This is a genomic window from Mycobacterium sp. 5-140-3-2, from assembly GCF_035666375.1.
Lineage (GTDB): Bacteria > Actinomycetota > Actinomycetes > Mycobacteriales > Mycobacteriaceae > Mycobacterium > Mycobacterium intracellulare.
On record NZ_CP142025.1, the window covers coordinates 3,235,221 to 3,251,279 of the forward strand.

Consider the following 16,059-nt stretch of genomic DNA (forward strand, 5'->3'; position numbering starts at 1 on the left):
AATGCCGATCCCGGATCGGAGTTGCGCACGGCGCATTCCATGCTATGTGCCCATACCGACAAGCAGTCTGTGACCAGTAACGTGGCCGCTATGACTGCCCAGGACGGCCCCACTGACAAGCTTGTCGACACCTACACGGGACACGTCGACCCTGGTACCGCGGCCCGCCGGACCCTACCCGGCGCCACGATCATAAAGGCGTCGGTGGGCCCCATGGACAACAACGCGTATCTGGTGACGTGTTCCGCCACGGGCGAAACCCTGCTCATCGATGCCGCCAACGACGCCGACGACCTGATCGGCCTGATCCGGCAGCACGCACCGAAGGTGTCGCTGATCGTGACCAGCCATCAGCACTTCGATCACTGGCAGGCGCTCGACGCCGTGGCGAAGGCGACCGGCGCGCCGACCGCCGCGAACGAGATCGACGCCGAGGCGCTGCCGGTCAAACCCGACCGTTTGCTGGCGGGCGGCGACACCGTGCGGATCGGCGAGCTGAACTTCGACGTCATCCACCTGCGGGGGCACACCCCCGGATCGATCGCGCTGGCCCTGGACGGACCCGCGACCGGTGGGGTCACGCAGCTGTTCACCGGCGACTGCCTGTTCCCGGGCGGCGTCGGCAAGACGTGGCAGCCCGGCGATTTCGACCAGCTGCTCGACGACGTCACCACCCGGGTGTTCGACGTGTATGACGACGCGACGGTCATCTACCCCGGCCACGGCGACGACACGGTGTTGGGCGCCGAACGCCCCCATCTGAGCGAATGGCGCGCGCGGGGCTGGTAGCCCCAGCCGGCCGGGCGGTTACGTCGTGGTGTGCACGATCAACACGTCGGTCTTGGCCCGCCGCGAGACGTTGGCCGGCACCGATCCCAGCAGCCGGCCGGCGATGGTGCTCAGACCGACGTTGCCGACCACGAGCAGATCTGCCTGCTCTTCCTCGGCGAGGTGCACGAGCGCATCGACCGGCGCCCCCACGATTGGGCGTTCGTCGATGTTCTGCGCACCCGCCGCCTGGGCGCGGTCCTTGGCGTCGCGCAGGATCGCGTAAATCGGCGCGGTGCCCGAAACCTTGTAGCTTTCGTCCCGGAGGGCGTCGGCGGCCCGGGCGTCCTCGTGTTGCGGCAAGTACGCCGAGGCGACGATCAGCTTGGCGTCCGGTCCGGCGATCTGCGCCGCCTTCTCTACCGCACGCATCGACGAGTCCGAGCCATCGGTTCCTACCACCACAGTCCGATAGGCGCCCATTTACCCTCCCAGTTTCGGTTGGTCAGCCAACCCAAGACAGTATCGCGTTTGCTCGGCGCAGAGGAGAAAGATTTGCGACACAGTGTGGCGTGGCGCCCCCGCAATTTGCGGCGCCTGGCTGGGCCAACGGACAATATCGGAAATGGCAAAACAATCGAATGCGCGATTCGGCGACGGAAAGCATTGCATGACGCCGCTTTTCGTGAATACGGGCGCGAACTGCAAATGCGGCGGGTGCTGTTGGTGACCGGTTCGACCGACCGCGCCCTACAGTAACAAGCATCATGTCCATGCCCACCCTCGAGCCGATTTTCGAGCCGCGCGCCGGGGATGTTGTCGATAAAACCGTCGCAGCGGGCCCCCGCGGCAGGTTGCTCGATCCGTGGGCGATCGCCCTGTTCGCCACGGCCGTCAGCGCCGCCTGGGCCTGCCGGCCTTCGCTGTGGTTCGACGAGGGGGCCACGATTTCGGCCGCGGCGAGCCGGACGCTGCCCGAGCTGTGGCGGCTGCTGGGCCACATCGACGCCGTCCACGGTGCGTACTACCTGGTGATGCACGGTTGGTTCGCCCTGTTTCCGCCCACCGAGTTCTTCTCGCGCCTGCCCAGCGCCCTTGCCGTGGGCGCCGCGGCCGCCGGGGTCACGGTGTTCACCAAGAAGTTCGCGACGCGCCCGACGGCGGTGTGCGCGGGCGTCGTCTTCGCCATCCTGCCCCGCACGACGTGGGCCGGCATGGAGGCGCGTTCCTATGGCTTCGTCGCGGCCGCGTCCGTATGGCTGACGGTGTTGTTCGTGGCCGCCGTCCGGCGCAATCGGCCCCGCTGGTGGATTTGCTACGCGCTGGCATTGGCGCTGTCGATCCTGCTCAACGTCAACCTGGTGCTGCTGGTGCCGGTGTACGGCGCGATCCTGCCGCTGTTGCTTCCCGGAGGGTCCCGCAGGTCCCCGGTCGTGTGGTGGGCCACCAGCTCTGCCGTCGCGGTCGGGGCGATGATCCCGTTCGCGCTGTTCGCCCATGGCCAGGTGTGGCAGGTCGGCTGGATCTACCCGGTGAGCTGGCATTACGCGTTCGACATCATCCTGCGGCAGTATTTCGACCACAGCGTCGCCTTCGCGGTGCTGAGCGCGGTCGTGATCGTCGCGGCGGCGCTGGCCCGGTTGGCCGGCGCGCCGGCCCCGGCCGGTGACCTGCGCCGGTTGTTGACCTTCTGTGTGGTGTGGATGGTCATTCCGACCGCGCTGGTCGTCATCTATTCCGCCGTCAGCGAGCCGATCTACTACCCGCGCTACCTGATCTTCACCGCGCCCGCGATGGCCATCGTCCTGGCCGTCTGCATCGTCACGCTGGCCCGCCGGCCCTGGCCGATGGTCGGCGCGGTGCTGCTGTTCGTCATCGCCGCGGTGCCCAATTACCTGTTCGTCCAGCGTTGGCCGTACGCCAAGGAGGGCTGGGACTACAGCCAGGTCGCCGACCTGATCGCCGCACACGCCGCCCCCGGCGACTGCCTGATGGTGGACAACACCGTGCCGTGGCGGCCCGGCCCGATCCGGGCGCTGCTGGCCACCCGGCCGGCGGCCTTCCGGTCGCTGATCGACGTCGAGCGCGGCGTGTACGGCCCGAAGGTCGGCTCGCTGTGGGACGGCCATGTGGCCGTCTGGCTGACCACGGCCAAAATCGACAAATGCCCCACCATCTGGACCATTACCAATAAAGACGCCTCGCTGCCGGATCACCAAGCGGGACAATCGCTCCCGCCCGGAAGCGCATTCGGGCGCGCCCCGGCATACCGATTCCCGGGCTACCTGGGCTTCCACATCGTCGAGCGTTGGCAATTCCATTACTCGCAGGTGGTGAAATCCACCCGGTAATCCCCGACGGGTCAGCCCACGCTGGCGACCGGCCGCGCCTGGCGCGTGGCCCGGGTCGCGGCGTACGACACCGCCACACCCGCGGCGCTCACCGCGGTGAAGACCGTGAACAACAAATGGGCCGCGACCGCCTCGCCACCGGTGGCGGTGTTGACGACCACTCCGGCCAGTCCGGCGCCGATCGCCGCGGAGGTCAGCTGGACGGTGTTGATCGCCGCGGAGGCGGCGCCGCCCTCGGCCGGATCGTTGACGCAGGCCATCGCGCGGGCCGAGAGGTGCGGCCAGGCCATCCCGATGCCGATGCCGGCGACCAGCAGGGCCACCGCCCACAGGGCGGCGGTCCAGTTTGACCCGTCGCCGTGCCGGGCGACCGCGCCCAGCGCCAGGCCGGACGCGGCCACCAGCGGCGCCACCATGACCACCCGCCCGATCGTGCGCGGATTTTCCAGCGAGGCGCTGACGATTTCGCTGACGGTCCAGCCGAGGGCGAGGGCCGCGCCCAGGAAGCCGGCCGCGATCGGCGTGAGGTGGGCCAACCGCTGCCCGAACAGCGGCACATAGGTGTTCACCATCGCCGCGCCCATCAGGACACCCATGGTGAGGTAGATCCACTTCAACGGGCCGGGAGAGAACACGCTGGGCGGCAGGATGGCCGCGTGCATGCGCCAGTCGACGATCACGAACAGGCCGACCAGCATGATGCCGGCCGCAAGCAGGCCGTAGGTCGCGACGGTGTTGCGGGGAATCTGCGCGCCGCTCACGGCCAGCGCGGCCACACCGATGATCAGCAGCGACCACACCGGCACCTTCATCCGCGGGATGCCGTTCGTCGGGTCGACGCTGGCCAGCGCGACCGGCACCAGCAGGGCCATCAAGACGGTGAGGACGGCCATCGTGACGAACGCCCACCGCCAGATCCCGAGCTGCGCGAACAGGCCGCCCGTCGTGGGCCCGACCACCGTCGCGACGCCCCACATCGCTGACACCAGCGCCGAGCCCCGCGTCCACAGCCAGCGGGGCAGCGCGGAGTTGATCACCGCGTAGCCCAGGCCGGCCAGCAAGCCCCCGGCCACCCCCTGCATCGCGCGGCCAGCAATCAGAACATGCATGGTCGGCGCGGCCGCGCAAACCATGCTGGCGATGCCGAACACGGCGAGTCCGAACAGATACGACGACCGCGCCCCGACGCGCAGCAGCATCGGATTGACCATCGTCGCCGCGACCACCGACCCGACCAGGTACAGCGTCGTCACCCACGCGTAGAGCCGGCTTCCGCCGATCTCGGCGATCGTGTTGGGCAACAAGCTGGTGGTCAGGAACTCGTTGGTGGCGTACAGCGCTACCCCACCGGCTAGCAGGATTGACGTCCTCAGATACCGGGCGCCCAGCAGCTCTCGCCAGCCGCCGGTGATAGTCGCCGCGTCGGTCACCCCTCTACCGTATGGGGTGCCGCGGGGTTACCCGGCGCAGATCGGTTGCCAGCAAACTCATTTCAGGCCGGCGGCGTCCATCCCGCGCAGTTCCTTCTTCAGGTCGGCGATCTCGTCCCGGAACCGCGCGGCCAGCTCGAATTGCAAGTCCCGGGCGGCGGCCATCATCTGCGCGGTCAGGTCCTTGATCAGGTCGGCCAGTTCGGCGCGGGGCATGCTGGTCGTGTCGCGGCCCTCGAACACCCCGGCGCTGACCGCGCGGCCCGGCTCGCCCTGTGCGCGCCGACCGCGGGACGCATTGCGCCCTGACCCGCCGATCTCCACCACGCTGGCTTCTGTATCAGACGCCTCGCGATAGACCTGGTCGAGGATGTCGGCGATCTTCTTGCGCAGCGGTTGCGGGTCGATCCCGTTGGCCTCGTTGTAGGCGATCTGCTTCGCCCGGCGCCGTTCGGTCTCGTCGATGGCTTCCTTCATCGAGTCGGTGATCGTGTCGGCGTACATGTGCACTTCGCCGGAGACGTTGCGGGCGGCGCGGCCGATGGTTTGGATCAGGCTGCGCGATGACCGCAGGAAGCCCTCTTTGTCGGCATCCAGGATGGCGACGAGCGACACCTCCGGCAGGTCCAGGCCCTCGCGCAGCAGGTTGATGCCGACCAGCACGTCGTACTCGCCGAGCCGCAGCTGGCGCAGCAATTCCACCCGGCGCAGCGTGTCGACCTCCGAGTGCAGATAGCGCACCCGGATGCCCATCTCGAGCAGGTAGTCGGTGAGGTCCTCGGCCATCTTCTTGGTGAGCGTGGTGACCAGCACCCGCTGGTCGGCGTCGGTGCGCTTGCGGATCTCGCCGATCAGGTCGTCGATCTGCCCCTTGGTCGGTTTGACCACCACCTTCGGGTCCACCAGGCCGGTGGGCCGGATGACCTGCTCGACGAACTCGCCGCCGGACTGACTGAGCTCATAGGGGCCCGGGGTGGCCGACAGATACACCGTCTGCCCGACCCGGTCGGCGAACTCCTCCCACGTCAGCGGGCGGTTATCGCACGCCGACGGCAACCGGAACCCGTATTCGACCAGGTTGCGCTTGCGCGACATGTCGCCCTCGTACATGCCGCCGATCTGCGGCACGGTGACGTGCGACTCGTCGATGACCATCAAAAAGTCTTCCGGAAAGTAGTCGAGCAGGGTCGCCGGCGGCGAGCCCGGCCCCCGGGCGTCGATGTGGCGGGAGTAGTTCTCGATGCCCGAACAGAATCCGACCTGGCGCATCATCTCGATGTCGTAGTTGGTGCGCATCCTCAGGCGCTGCGCCTCGAGCAGCTTGCCCTGGCCCTCGAGTTCGGCCAGCCGGGCGGCCAGTTCCTCTTCGATCGTCGAGATGGCGTGGGCCATCCGCTCGGGGCCGGCCACGTAGTGGGTGGCCGGGAAGATGCGCAGCGAGTCGACCTGGCGGATCACGTCGCCCGTCAGCGGGTGCAGGTAATACAGCGCCTCGATCTCGTCGCCGAAGAACTCGATGCGCACCGCCAGTTCTTCGTAGGACGGGATGATCTCCACGGTGTCGCCGCGCACCCGGAACGAGCCGCGGGTGAAGGACAGGTCGTTGCGGGTGTACTGGACGTCGACCAGTAGCCGCAGCAACCCGTCCCGGGGCACCTCGTTGCCGACCCGCAGTTCCACCGAGCGATCCAGGTACGACTGCGGGGTGCCCAGGCCGTAGATGCACGACACCGACGCCACCACGACCACATCGCGCCGCGACAGCAGCGACGACGTCGCGGAGTGCCGCAAGCGCTCGACGTCGTCGTTGATCGAGCTGTCCTTTTCGATGTAGGTGTCGGTCTGCGCGATGTAGGCCTCGGGCTGGTAGTAGTCGTAGTACGACACGAAGTACTCAACGGCGTTGTGCGGCAACATCTCCCGCAGCTCGTTGGCCAGCTGGGCGGCCAGCGTCTTGTTGGGTGCCATCACCAGGGTGGGCCGCTGCAGGCGCTCGATGAGCCAAGCGGTGGTGGCCGACTTCCCGGTGCCGGTGGCGCCGAGCAGCACCACATCGCGCTCCCCCGCCCTGATCCTGCGCTCCAGCTCGTCGATGGCCGCCGGCTGGTCCCCGGCGGGGTCGTGCGGGCTGACGACCTCGAAGCGGCCGCCGGCGCGCACCAGCCCCGCCACGGCCTCTTCGGCCGGGCGATATTCCGAATGAGCGACTACCGGATGTTCCGTGGCGAATGCCATGCCACCAGGGTAGAGGCGATCACCGACAAGTGCCTTGGAGCTGGTCTTTGCAGGTCGTCGTCCTGACGGTTGAGGGATTCGCTCATGGAGGATCTTGGTAAAGACGAGGCTGCGTCTTTGGTCGAGCTTGGTTTTGGCTGGCGCTAGACGGGGGCGCTCCGGTCGACGGCGTATACCGATACGCCTCAGAGATGCTCGACGTCCGGTCAGGGAGGTTCTCGCGCGGATAGCCGAACCACCAAATAGTGTCTGGCTCTCCCGGTTGGCGGGAGGACGAGGACGGCTGGTTTTCCTCGAAGTCGACCAGAAAGTAGTACAGGACGGCCCCCGCGGCCGTCCTCGGCTAACCCGCGGGACGCGTCCACGTCCGGGTGACCGGGTCGCATTGCAGCAGGTAGCCGTCGCTGGAGGTGCTCATGGCGAACACCGAGGTGCCCGGCCGGTCGCACGAGCTACCGGCCGCGTGCACGCCCATCGTGATCGGGGCCTTGGCCCAGCTGCTGCCCTCGCACACGATCTGCTCGTTGTTGGTCGGGTCGTAGGCGACCTTGCCGACATCGGCGCACAACCCGCCCAGCACGGGCGGCGCCGGGGCGGACGCGGTGGTCGAGGCGTTGATGACCTGGGTGGGGTCGCCCAACGCCACGCCGGCCGGCGCGGCGCCGGCCCGGGTGGCCACCACGGGCACCCGGACCACCGCCCCCTGAGCGCCGCACTCGTTGCTGAGCACGGTCTCGGTCTGCGTGCCCCGCAGCGTGCCGTCGGCCTGCGGCGCCAGCGACCACGCGACGGTTTCCTGCTGGGTGGCAGGCGCGTGTCCGTTCGGCTGGGCGCAGCCCACTCGCAGCTGCTCGGGCGCGCCTTGCCAGTAGCCACCCACGTAGCGCAACGTGTCGGCCTGGCCGCCGCCGGTGGTGCTGGCCAGTTGGTGGGTGGCATCGTCCAGCTGGGTCCCGGTGGCCGCGCATCCGTTGGTCGTGCAGGCCGACCGGAACGCCCACCAGTCGGTGGTGGCTCCGCCGTGCCGGATGCCGATGCCGTTGGTGGTCCGCTTGGTCTGGTCATAGTCCAGCCGATAGGTCCCATTCAGCGCCGGTCCCCCGGCGGCGGGTGCGGCGCTGGGAGCGGGCAGGGACGGTTTGGAGGCGAGCGCGGGGCTGGGCGGCGGCGTGGTGGGCTCAAACGAGTACAGGATCGACCAGGTCGCCGCGACGGCGACGAGCACCGCGCACACCAACGCCGCGGCCCACCGGGTTTTCGACGAGAACCGGTGGTTCAAGGCGGCGAGCCCGCGCCGGCGGTGCGGCGCCAACGGGGCGGTGCGCGGCGGCGGGCGGCGGGCTTCGGAAACCCGCGCGCTGACGGCGGTGGCGAACTCCCGGCACCGCGCGAACCTGTCCTCGGGCCGTTTGGCGAGCGCCGTCGAGAACACGTCGTCGAGCTCCGCCAGCTCCGGCCGAAAGTCGCTGAGGCGGGGAGGCGTCTCGTGCAGGTGCCGGCTGATCACCGCGATCGGGTTGGAATGCTGAAACGGTGGCGCACCGGTCAGCAGATGGAAAGCCGTTGCGGCCAACGCGTATTGGTCGGCCCTCCCGTCGATCGGAGCGCCGGCAAGCTGCTCGGGCGCGGCGTAGGCCACGGTTCCCACCGCGACGTTGGTTTCGGTGATCCCGCTCACGTCGCCCAGGTGGCGCGCGACACCGAAGTCCGCCAACAGGATTCGGCGTTCCCCGTCTTCCGGGTGGGTGAGCAGGATGTTGGCGGGCTTGACGTCGCGGTGCAGCAGGCCACGGTCGTGCGCGTAGTCCAGCGCACCCGCGACCGCTTGCACGATGGCACACACCTCGTGGATCGGCATGCCCTCGGGGTGGCTCTGCTTGACCAACCGCGACGCATCGGTGCCCTCGACATAGTCCATCGAGATCCACAGATGCCCGTTGAAAGCGCCGCGGTCGTGGACGCCGACGATGTGGGGATGCCACAGCGTCGCCGCGAGATCGGCCTCCCGATTGAACCTTTCGCGAAACTCGGGATCGGCCGTCACCGCCTCGGCGAGGACTTTGATCACGTCGCGGCGCGGCAGCCGGGGATGCAATGCCAGGTAGACCTCGGCCATGCCACCGGCGCCCAGTTGCCGCAAGATCGTGTAGCCGGCAAACGACGCACCATTCCCCACCGCACCGGAATCGCTGTGTGGTTGCGCCGCTTGGGGTTCCGCGTTCGGCAGGGAACTCACCGGTGGTATCCGGCGAAACAGCTGCCCGATCGGCATCGCGGGTAACGAGTGAAAACCCGCGCGCAGGGCGTCGCGGGCCTGGCGCGGGTTGGTCAGCAGTCGTCGCCCGGTGCCGATGCGCCGGGTCGTTCGCTTGTGCTCATCCATCAATGCGTTGGTCCCCCTCCGATCGAATAATGCCGCACGGCCGTAGGCGATTCGACTCCGCCGACTATGAAACAGCTATGAATAGCCGTGCCGAAACAAAGGGAAGTCACAGCCGGATCCCATAGAAGCACGGCCGGCGCGACCCGATACTTGAGTGGTGACTCGACCCGCCCCGCCTCTGCTGACCATTCGGCACGACCTGTCCCAACGATCCTTCGCGGCCGGACACGAAGTGGTCGTCGGACGCGACGCGCAGGCCGACGTGCAGATCGCCGATCCGCGCATCTCGCGCGCGCATCTGATCCTGCGTTTCGATCAAGGCCGCTGGCTGGCAATCGATAACGGTTCGCTGAACGGGACCTATCTCAACGGTTACCGGATGCCGGTCATCGATATCCACGACGGCCAGAGCATTCACGTCGGAAACCCGCGCGGCCCGCACCTGACCTTCGCGATCGGGCCCCGGCAGGGCCAGGCGACCCGCCCGGCCCGCACCCGGCCCAGCCACGATTCCGGGCCACCGACCCTGACGTGGTCCGCGGTTGGCGAGCAAACGAATCCGACGCATCATCGGCCCCCGCCGCGCCGCGGCGTTCCCCGAGGTCCGCTGCCTCGCCCCGCGCCCCCGCTGCCGCTCGCGGCGCCTTCGCCAGTGCGCGGCGCACCACCGGAGGAGCTGACCGTCATCGATCCCGGCTCGCCCGCCAGGTTGCGGGCCGCGCCGGCAACGGAATTCACGGTGATCGACGCAAAGACGGCCGACGTGTCGAACCTGGCGACGCGCTTTGTGAGATTGCTCTCGCCGCGCGCGTCGTCCGCCGCGGGCACGACCGGCGCCCTGACCATCGGGCGCGCCCCCGAAAACGACATCGTCGTCCCCGACGTATTGGCGTCGCGCCGGCACGCGACCTTGGTGCCCACACCGCTGGGCACCGAGATCCGGGACAACAGCGTCAACGGCACGTTCGTCAACGGCACCCGGGTCGGGTCGGCGATCCTGTCCGAGGACGACGTCGTCACCATCGGCAACGTCGACCTGGTGTTCCGTGGCGGCACGCTCACCAAGCGCAGCGAAGCCGCGTCGCGGAGCGGCGGGCTCGAGGTGCGCAACGTCAAGTACGTCGTCGACAACGGCAAACAACTGCTCGACGACATCTCGCTGGTCGCACGTCCCGGAACGCTCACCGCGGTGATCGGCGGGTCGGGCGCCGGAAAGAGCACCCTGGCCAGGCTCATCGCCGGCTACACCACACCCAGCTCGGGCTCAGTTACGTTCGAGGGACACAACATTCACGCCGAGTACGCCTCCCTGCGCAGCAGGATCGGCATGGTCCCCCAAGACGACGTCGTGCATCGCCAGCTGACCGTCAACCAGGCGCTGGGCTACGCCGCCGAGCTGCGGCTGCCGCCCGACACCGGAAAGGCCGACCGCGCCGGGGTCGTCGCCCAGGTGCTCGAGGAGCTCGACCTGACCAAACACGCCGACACCCGCGTCGACAAGCTGTCCGGCGGGCAGCGCAAACGCGCGTCGGTGGCGCTGGAACTGCTGACCGGCCCGTCATTGCTGATCCTCGACGAGCCCACGTCCGGCCTGGACCCCGCGCTCGACCTGCAGGTCATGACGATGCTGCGCCAGTTGGCCGACGCCGGTCGTGTGGTGCTGGTGGTGACGCACTCGCTGTCCTACCTGGACGTCTGCGACCAGGTGTTGCTGATGGCCCCCGGCGGCAAGACGGCCTACCGCGGCTCGCCCGAGCAGATCGGCGACGCGATGGGCACCACCAACTGGGCCAAGATCTTCACCCAGGTCGGCGCCGACCCGGACGAAGCCAATCGCCGCTTCGTGGAACGCAGCGAGGCCCAAAAGCGCATGCCGGACAAGGCCGATGAGCCGAGCGGCCTGGGTGAGCCGGTGCACACCAGCGTGCGACGCCAGATCTCGACCATCGCCCGGCGGCAGTTCCGCCTCGTCGTCGCCGACCGCGCCTACTTCGTCTTCCTGGCGCTACTGCCCTTCGTATTGGGTTCGCTGTCCCTGACCGTCCCGGGCAGCAACGGATTTCATGCGCCGGGGCCCAATGCGGGAACGCCCGACGAGGCCGCACAGATACTGGCCCTGCTGATGCCGGCCGCGGCATTCATGGGCACCGCCTTGACAATTCGCGATCTGGTCGGCGAACGGGCCATCTTCCAGCGGGAGCAGGCGGTCGGCCTGTCGACCACCGCATACCTGCTCGCCAAGTCCGCGGTGTTCTGCGCGTTCGCCATTTTGCAGTCGGCGATCGTCACGGCGATCGTGGTGGCCGGCAAGGGCGCACCGACGCGCGGCGCAAATCTGTTCGGCCACTCCACGATTGGGGCCACGGTCGAGCTGTTCGCGACGGTGGCCGCGACGTGCGTCGCCTCGGCCATCCTGGGCCTGGCCATCTCGTCGCTGGTGCGCTCGAGCGAGCAAATCATGCCGCTGTTCGTGGTGACGGTGATGGCGCAGCTGGTGCTGTGCGGCGGCATGGTGCCCGTGACCGGCCGGCTCGGCCTGAACCAGTTGTCGTGGGCGATGCCGGCGCGCTGGGGCTACGCCGCCGCCTCGTCGACGGTGGACCTGCGGCACCTGGTGCCCGATTCGCTGCTGTCCCAGGACCGGTTCTGGCAGCACGCGCCGAAGACCTGGCTGCTGGACATGGCCATGCTGGCCGCGCTGTCACTGTTGTATGGCGGGTTTGTGCGGTGGAAGATCCGGTTGCGCCGGTAGGGTGTGATCATTCAGGAGGAACAGCGAGATTCACCCACCGAAACACGAGACGTTCGACTTAGTGGGCCGCACCAACACCGATCCCAAGGGAATCGTGCGGGCCGTGGACGAGTATGCGGTGCACCCGTGGGGTCTCTACGTCGCCCGCCCCACCCCCGGCCGCGCCCAGTTTCACTACCTCGAATCGTGGCTGCTGCCGTCGTTGGGCCTGCGCGCCACGGTCTTTCACTTCAACCCCGGCCACGAACGCGACCACGACTACTACCTGGATGTGGGCGAATACACGCCTGGGCCCGAGGTGTGGCGCGCCGAGGATCATTACCTCGACATCGAGGTCCGCAGCGGCGCCCGCGCGGAACTGTGCGATATCGACGAGTTGCTCGATGCGGTCCGCCACGGCCTGCTGACCCCCGAGGTCGCGGAGCTGGCGGTGCGACGCGCCGTGGCCGCCGTGGATGGGTTGGCCCGCAACGGCTATGACCTGTCGCGGTGGCTGGCCGCCGGCGGCATGGAGCTCACCTGGCGCGGCCGCTGAGCGCGACCGCACTACCCTGGCCGGTGGTTGGTGATGCTGTCGAACTCGTCTTTGACGATGCGGTAGCAGCCGCAGGCTAGTCGTTCCAGCCCCTGACGGTCGGTGATGGTCACGATGCCGCGGCTGTAGCGGGTCAGGTGCTGGGCCTGGATGCGTTGTGCCGTCTGGGACACGGTGGCTCGGGATGCGGCACGTTCGACGGCGACCCACGGTTCCAGGAACTATGTCGGCGCCCCGACACAAGGATTACCCTGGCGCTATGTCCGCGACCCAACACAAGCCCGTCCAGGCGGCGTTTGGGCGAGTGGTGCTGGTGGCGTCGCTGGGCGGCATGAAAGCCCTGGGCACCGTGCTCGCGGGTCTGCCGGGTGATTTTGCGGTACCCGTCGTCGTCGCCCAGCATCGCCGCCCCACGCTCAGCGGCGACGATCCGCTGGCCCAGATTTTGTCCCGCGCGAGCTCTCTGCCGATTCGAGTCGCCGAGCCGGGGGCGCCGGCGGACAAACCGGGCATCACCATCGTGCCCGCCGGAAAGACGGCAACCATCGATGCGGACGGCGCCTGGATGCTCGCCGAGGAAGCGGCCAAGGCCAGCGTCGGGGACGCCGTCCTGACCAGCTCCGCCGCGCTGGTGCCGACGGTCGCCGTGATCCTGACCGGGCGGCTGGCCGACGGCGCCAACGGATGTCGCGCGGTCAAGCGCAACGGCGGGCGCGTGCTCGTCCAAGACCCGGCGACCGCCGAGGCGTCGAGCATGCCGGCGCACGCGATCGCCACCGGCTGCGTGGATTTCGTGCTGCCGCCCGATCGCCTCGCGGCGGCGGTGCTCGCCCTGACCACCGCACCCGGGGGCGCCGAACTGCTGACGGTTCCCGTGCCGCCGTGGGCATGTCTTAACTAGTCGGCATGACGGACTTCGCGAGCCTGCCCGGTGCGGTGCGCGAAGCGCTGTACGACGAACCCGTGCCCGACTGGCGCTCGCCCACCCTGGCAACCCTCACCGACGACCGGTTCTCCGATCCGGGCTGGATCTTCGAGCGCAAGTTCGACGGCATGCGCTGCCTGGCGTTCCGCGACGGCGATCGGGTCCGGCTGTTGTCGCGTAATCGTCAGCCGCTCAATGGAACCTATCCCGAATTGGTGGATGCGCTTGCCGCGCAACCGGTCACGCGGTTCGTCGTGGACGGAGAGGTGGTGGCCTTCGACGGCCGGCGGACCAGCTTCGCCCGGCTGCAGGGTCGGCTGAGCCTCACCGACCCCGACGTGGCCCGGGCGTCGCCGGTGCGTGTCTTCTACTACGTATTCGATCTGCTGCATCTCGACGGCATGTCCACCGTCGAGGTGCCGCTCCTCTGGCGAAAGAGGTTGCTGCGCAAAGCGATCGACTTTGCCGACCCGCTGCGCTGTGCACCGCACCGCGTCGGGGACGGGATCGCCGCCTACCGGCGCGCATGTGAGCGCGGGGACGAGGGAGTGATCGCCAAGCGGGCCGACTCCACCTACCAGGGCGGTCGCTCGAAAAACTGGCTGAAGTTCAAATGCGTGCGCGATCAGGAGTTCGTGGTGGGGGGCTACACCAGTCCCAAGGGCAGTCGAGTCGAGTTGGGCGCCCTGATGCTCGGCTACTACGACGGCGGGGACCTGGTCTACGCGGGCAAGGTCGGCACCGGTTTCGACGACGCCACGCTGCGCCGGCTGCACGCGCGCCTGTCGCCGATCACCCGGGACAGGCCGCCGTTCGCCCGCGGTTTGGTGCGCGAGGCCGGCGCGAACTGGGTATCCCCCGAGATGGTGGTTCAGATCGGATTCAGCGAGTGGACGCGTGATGGCAAGTTGCGCCATCCGCGCTACCTCGGCATGCGCACCGACAAGGAGCCCGGCGAAGTGGTGCGGGAGACGCACTGATGGCCCGCGTCGACGTCGAGATCACCCACCCGGACCGCGTCCTGTTTCCCGCCGACGGGATCACGAAACGCGATCTCGCCGCCTATTACGACCAGGTGGCCGACACCATGTTGACGCACCTGCGGGGCCGGGCCCTCAACGTGCAGCGCTATCCCCGCGGCATCGCCGAAACAGGGTTCATCCAGCAGGATTTCGCCGATTCGCTACCAGACTGGATGAGCAGTGTCCGGGTGGCCAAGGAGGGCGGCACCGTAGAGCATCCGGTCGTCGAACGGCCGGAGGCGCTGCGCTGGCTGGCCAATCAAAGCTGCATCACCCTGCACATGTGGCAGTCGCGCCGGGCCCGGCTGGACCACCCGGACCGACTCGTCTTCGATCTCGACCCGTCCGACGGCGACTTCGCCGTGGTGCGAGCGACCGCACGCGCCACCGCCGGGGTGCTCGGGGACCTGGGCCTGGCGTGCTACGTCCAGACCACCGGCTCGCGGGGGCTGCACGTGGTCGCCCCCTTGCGCGCCGACACCGATTTCGACACCGCCCGGCAGTTCGCCCGTGACGTCAGCGAAGTGGTCGCCGCGGACGATCCCGCGCATCGCACCGTCGAGGCTCGCAAGGACAAGCGCGACGGGCGGGTATACCTCGACATCATGCGAAACGCCTACGCGCAGACGGCGGTTGCGCCGTATTCGGTTCGGGCCCGCAACGGCGCACCGGTAGCCACACCGCTGGAATGGGACGAGCTGGACGCCGGGCGGTTGCGGGCCGACCGGTTCACCATCCGCGACGTACCCAAACGGCTTGCCGGACAACCGGATCCGTGGGCGCACATGTCGCGGCACGCCCGCTCACTGGCCGGCCCGCTGCGCCGATTGGCGAGGCTACGTGCCTGAGCTGCCCGACGTGGAAGGGTTTCGGCGGCAACTGGCCGCGTCCCTGCCGCGGCGGCGAATCCGGCACGTGCAGGTGCACGATCCCGGGATCCTGCGCAACACCACCGGACAAGCGCTGGCGCGCCGGTTGACCGGTCACCGCTTCGCGGACCCACGCCGGCACGGCAAGTGGTTGGTGCTCCCCACCGACGGCCCGGCGCTGCTGATCCACAGCGGCATGACCGGCCGGCCCTACTATGCCCCCGACGGGGCCGCCCACGACCCCTACGAGCGGCTGGTGGTGTCGCTGGACGGGGGCGAGCTGCGCTACGCCGACCTCCGCAAATTGCGCGGGGTGTGGCTGGCCGACGATGCCGACGACATCGGGCACATCACCGGCCCGCAGGGACCCGACGCGTTGGGTCTCGGCCTGCGCGAGTTCCGCGCGGTGCTGGCCTCGCGGTCGGCCCGCTCGCGGCAGCTCAAACCCACGCTGATGGACCAGTCGGTGCTCGCCGGCCTCGGCAACCTGCTGGTCGACGAGATCTGTTGGCGGGCCAAAACCCGACCGACCGTGGCGGTCGCGGACTTGGGCGACGACGACGTAAAGGCCTTGCACGCCGCGATGACCCGGGTGCTGCGCACCGCGGTGCGCCACGGCCGGGTGCCCGGCCTGCCGCGCTGGCTCACCAGGGTGCGTGACGAGCCCGACCCGCGCTGCCCCCGCTGTGGGACGCGGCTCGAGCGCGCCCGGGTGGGCGGACGGGCGACGCTGTGGTGTCCGCGCTGCCAGCCGTAGCCAAACGATCTGGCTCGGAAATCACGCGGGTT

General features: G+C 68.8%; 13 protein-coding genes. 8 read left to right on the forward strand and 5 right to left on the reverse strand.

Going from position 1 to position 16,059, the window contains the following annotated elements:
* The first annotated feature begins 90 nt into the window (after positions 1–90).
* The gene (locus tag P6281_RS14935) at positions 91–789 is read left to right on the forward strand and encodes an MBL fold metallo-hydrolase (protein ID WP_041785038.1); all 699 of its coding nucleotides are present in this window, start codon (positions 91–93) and stop codon (positions 787–789) included.
* Positions 790–807: 18 nt separating this feature from the next.
* Here P6281_RS14935 and P6281_RS14940 read toward each other — a convergent pair whose 3' ends face one another.
* Positions 808–1,251 carry a universal stress protein gene (locus tag P6281_RS14940; RefSeq protein ID WP_009954226.1) on the reverse strand — a complete coding sequence of 148 codons (444 nt, stop codon included), beginning with the start codon at positions 1,249–1,251 and terminating at the stop codon, positions 808–810.
* Positions 1,252–1,535: 284 nt separating this feature from the next.
* On the opposite strand from P6281_RS14940, the gene P6281_RS14945 reads away from it, so the two are divergent.
* Positions 1,536–3,119: a glycosyltransferase family 39 protein gene (locus P6281_RS14945; protein ID WP_009954229.1), complete on the forward strand. Its 1,584-nt coding sequence runs from the start codon at positions 1,536–1,538 to the stop codon at positions 3,117–3,119.
* A gap of 11 nt (positions 3,120–3,130) precedes the next feature.
* On the opposite strand, the gene P6281_RS14950 is transcribed toward P6281_RS14945, so the two are convergent.
* The 3 genes from P6281_RS14950 to P6281_RS14960 form a co-directional block, all read right to left on the reverse strand.
* The gene (locus tag P6281_RS14950; protein ID WP_009954230.1) at positions 3,131–4,549 is read right to left on the reverse strand and encodes an MFS transporter; all 1,419 of its coding nucleotides are present in this window, start codon (positions 4,547–4,549) and stop codon (positions 3,131–3,133) included.
* A 57-nt stretch (positions 4,550–4,606) separates the two neighbouring features.
* The gene (gene uvrB, locus P6281_RS14955; RefSeq protein ID WP_009954231.1) at positions 4,607–6,784 is read right to left on the reverse strand and encodes an excinuclease ABC subunit UvrB; all 2,178 of its coding nucleotides are present in this window, start codon (positions 6,782–6,784) and stop codon (positions 4,607–4,609) included.
* Between the two features lie 343 nt (positions 6,785–7,127).
* Complete coding sequence (locus tag P6281_RS14960; RefSeq protein WP_014380346.1) at positions 7,128–9,167, reverse strand: serine/threonine-protein kinase; 2,040 nt, start codon at positions 9,165–9,167, stop codon at positions 7,128–7,130.
* Positions 9,168–9,324: 157 nt separating this feature from the next.
* Here P6281_RS14960 and P6281_RS14965 point away from each other — a divergent pair, with 157 nt between their 5' ends.
* Both P6281_RS14965 and P6281_RS14970 read left to right on the forward strand, forming a co-directional pair.
* Positions 9,325–11,919, forward strand: a complete 2,595-nt coding sequence (locus tag P6281_RS14965; RefSeq protein WP_324738399.1) for an FHA domain-containing protein — start codon at positions 9,325–9,327, stop codon at positions 11,917–11,919.
* Between the two features lie 94 nt (positions 11,920–12,013).
* The gene (locus P6281_RS14970; RefSeq protein WP_014711906.1) at positions 12,014–12,454 is read left to right on the forward strand and encodes a DUF402 domain-containing protein; all 441 of its coding nucleotides are present in this window, start codon (positions 12,014–12,016) and stop codon (positions 12,452–12,454) included.
* An 11-nt stretch (positions 12,455–12,465) separates the two neighbouring features.
* Here P6281_RS14970 and P6281_RS14975 read toward each other — a convergent pair whose 3' ends face one another.
* Positions 12,466–12,627, reverse strand: coding sequence for a hypothetical protein (locus P6281_RS14975; RefSeq protein ID WP_014385108.1), 162 nt, complete (start codon positions 12,625–12,627; stop codon positions 12,466–12,468).
* Between the two features lie 86 nt (positions 12,628–12,713).
* Between P6281_RS14975 and P6281_RS14980 the strand changes: the two genes are divergently transcribed.
* The 4 genes from P6281_RS14980 to P6281_RS14995 are packed head-to-tail and all read left to right on the forward strand — an operon-like array spanning position 12,714 to position 16,027.
* Positions 12,714–13,355, forward strand: coding sequence for a chemotaxis protein CheB (locus P6281_RS14980; RefSeq protein ID WP_008257666.1), 642 nt, complete (start codon positions 12,714–12,716; stop codon positions 13,353–13,355).
* Between the two features lie 5 nt (positions 13,356–13,360).
* Positions 13,361–14,359: a non-homologous end-joining DNA ligase gene (gene ligD, locus P6281_RS14985; RefSeq protein ID WP_324738400.1), complete on the forward strand. Its 999-nt coding sequence runs from the start codon at positions 13,361–13,363 to the stop codon at positions 14,357–14,359.
* The gene (gene ligD, locus P6281_RS14990; RefSeq protein ID WP_008257668.1) at positions 14,359–15,249 is read left to right on the forward strand and encodes a non-homologous end-joining DNA ligase; all 891 of its coding nucleotides are present in this window, start codon (positions 14,359–14,361) and stop codon (positions 15,247–15,249) included. Before ligD (P6281_RS14985) ends, ligD (P6281_RS14990) begins: the two co-directional genes overlap by 1 nt.
* Positions 15,242–16,027, forward strand: a complete 786-nt coding sequence (locus P6281_RS14995) for an Fpg/Nei family DNA glycosylase (protein WP_008257669.1) — start codon at positions 15,242–15,244, stop codon at positions 16,025–16,027. The genes ligD (P6281_RS14990) and P6281_RS14995 overlap by 8 nt, the downstream gene beginning before the upstream one ends.
* Positions 16,028–16,059: the final 32 nt, after the last annotated feature.